We start from the raw sequence: 1,331 nt of genomic DNA, 5'->3' as shown, positions 1-1,331 counted from the left end.
CATTATAAAACAAAAAGAAGGGAAAGAAAAAGAGAGTTACAAGAACTCTCTTCTTTATCATGGGCCTGACGGGACTCGAACCTGTGACCCCTGCGTTATCAACACAGTGCTCTAACCAACTGAGCTACAGGCCCATAAGCGAATGACGGGAATCGAACCCGCATAGCCAGCTTGGAAGGCTGGAATTCTACCATTGAACTACATTCGCAGGCTTACCTTGTCGCTTCAGTCAATCTCTTGACCTATGGCGCGGGACGGAATCGAACCGCCGACACATGCAGCTTCAATGCATTGCTCTACCAACTGAGCTACCGAGCCATCTAAGTATCTTCATACTTAAACGGTCACAACGGGGTTCGAACCCGTGATCTCCTGCGTGACAGGCAGGCGTCCTAACCAGCTAGACCATGCGACCAATTGCGGGAGCTGGATTTGAACCAACGACCTTCGGGTTATGGGCCCGACGAGCTACCAGACTGCTCCATCCCGCGATAATATTATGTCTTACCCTCTATATTTAAGGGTTAAGGAGGATGGGGGATTCGAACCCCCGCGCCGGTTTCCCGACCTGACGGTTTTCAAGACCGTTCCCTTCAGCCAGACTTGGGTAATCCTCCACTATCTCTGAAGGCCCTCTCAATGGACCTTGTTGGACTCGAACCAACGACCGGACGGTTATGAGCCGTCTGCTCTAACCAACTGAGCTAAAGGTCCTTTATCGACCTATCGCGGCGGGGGAATCGAACCCTCGACCTCTCGGGTATGAACCGAACGCTCTAGCCAGCTGAGCTACACCGCGATCGTGCTAAACCATATCACATACGATTTAATCGGGACGACAGGATTCGAACCTGCGACCCCCTGGTCCCAAACCAGGTGCTCTACCAAGCTGAGCTACATCCCGATAGTTTCTCGAGAGCTTCAGCTCCTCAAAAACTTAAAAAGAGATTAAATTACTCTAACCTCTATGCACCTAGCAGGAGTCGAACCTGCAACCTCCTGATTCGTAGTCAGACGCTCTATCCAATTGCGCTATAGGTGCATATATGCCGGCGACCGGGATCGAACCGGTACGATATCTCTATCGCAGGATTTTAAGTCCTGTGCGTCTGCCTATTCCGCCACGCCGGCATATTAAGCGGACAACGGGATTCGAACCCGCGACCCCCACCATGGCAAGGTGATGTTCTACCTCTGAACTATATCCGCATGTTCATGCCGACTAAAGGACTCGAACCTTCGACCCCCGCTTTACAAGAGCGGTGCTCTACCAACTGAGCTAAGTCGGCGCTACGTTTCCCGTTCGCCAGTATCTTCAGCCTTTTCCGGCT

13 tRNA genes are annotated in these 1,331 nt (G+C 51.8%); all 13 read right to left on the bottom strand.

The annotated features are described in order from the left end of the window. Window positions 1–60: 60 nt before the first annotated feature. Window positions 61–134, bottom strand: a tRNA-Ile gene (locus LEUFL_RS0101205). 3 nt (window positions 135–137) lie between these two features. Then, window positions 138–208 (bottom strand) — tRNA-Gly (locus LEUFL_RS0101200). A gap of 37 nt (window positions 209–245) precedes the next feature. Next, window positions 246–318 (bottom strand) — tRNA-Phe (locus LEUFL_RS0101195). 23 nt (window positions 319–341) lie between these two features. Continuing rightward, a tRNA-Asp gene (locus LEUFL_RS0101190) sits at window positions 342–415 on the bottom strand. A gap of 2 nt (window positions 416–417) precedes the next feature. Continuing rightward, window positions 418–491 (bottom strand) — tRNA-Met (locus LEUFL_RS0101185). A gap of 36 nt (window positions 492–527) precedes the next feature. Continuing rightward, a tRNA-Ser gene (locus LEUFL_RS0101180) sits at window positions 528–617 on the bottom strand. 23 nt (window positions 618–640) lie between these two features. Beyond that, a tRNA-Ile gene (locus tag LEUFL_RS0101175) sits at window positions 641–714 on the bottom strand. A 12-nt stretch (window positions 715–726) separates the two neighbouring features. After that, a tRNA-Met gene (locus tag LEUFL_RS0101170) sits at window positions 727–799 on the bottom strand. Window positions 800–830: 31 nt separating this feature from the next. Then, a tRNA-Pro gene (locus LEUFL_RS0101165) sits at window positions 831–904 on the bottom strand. A 64-nt stretch (window positions 905–968) separates the two neighbouring features. Then, window positions 969–1,042, bottom strand: a tRNA-Arg gene (locus LEUFL_RS0101160). Window positions 1,043–1,047: 5 nt separating this feature from the next. Further along, window positions 1,048–1,131: transfer RNA gene (locus LEUFL_RS0101155), tRNA-Leu, on the bottom strand. Between the two features lie 6 nt (window positions 1,132–1,137). Continuing rightward, window positions 1,138–1,209 (bottom strand) — tRNA-Gly (locus tag LEUFL_RS0101150). A gap of 7 nt (window positions 1,210–1,216) precedes the next feature. Beyond that, window positions 1,217–1,289, bottom strand: a tRNA-Thr gene (locus LEUFL_RS0101145). Window positions 1,290–1,331: the final 42 nt, after the last annotated feature.

Origin of the sequence: Leuconostoc fallax KCTC 3537, assembly GCF_000165675.1 — a bacterium.
GTDB classification, from domain to species: domain Bacteria; phylum Bacillota; class Bacilli; order Lactobacillales; family Lactobacillaceae; genus Leuconostoc_B; species Leuconostoc_B fallax.
The sequence above is the reverse complement of the archived record's forward strand: the minus strand, read 5'-3'. Positions and strand labels throughout refer to the sequence as shown.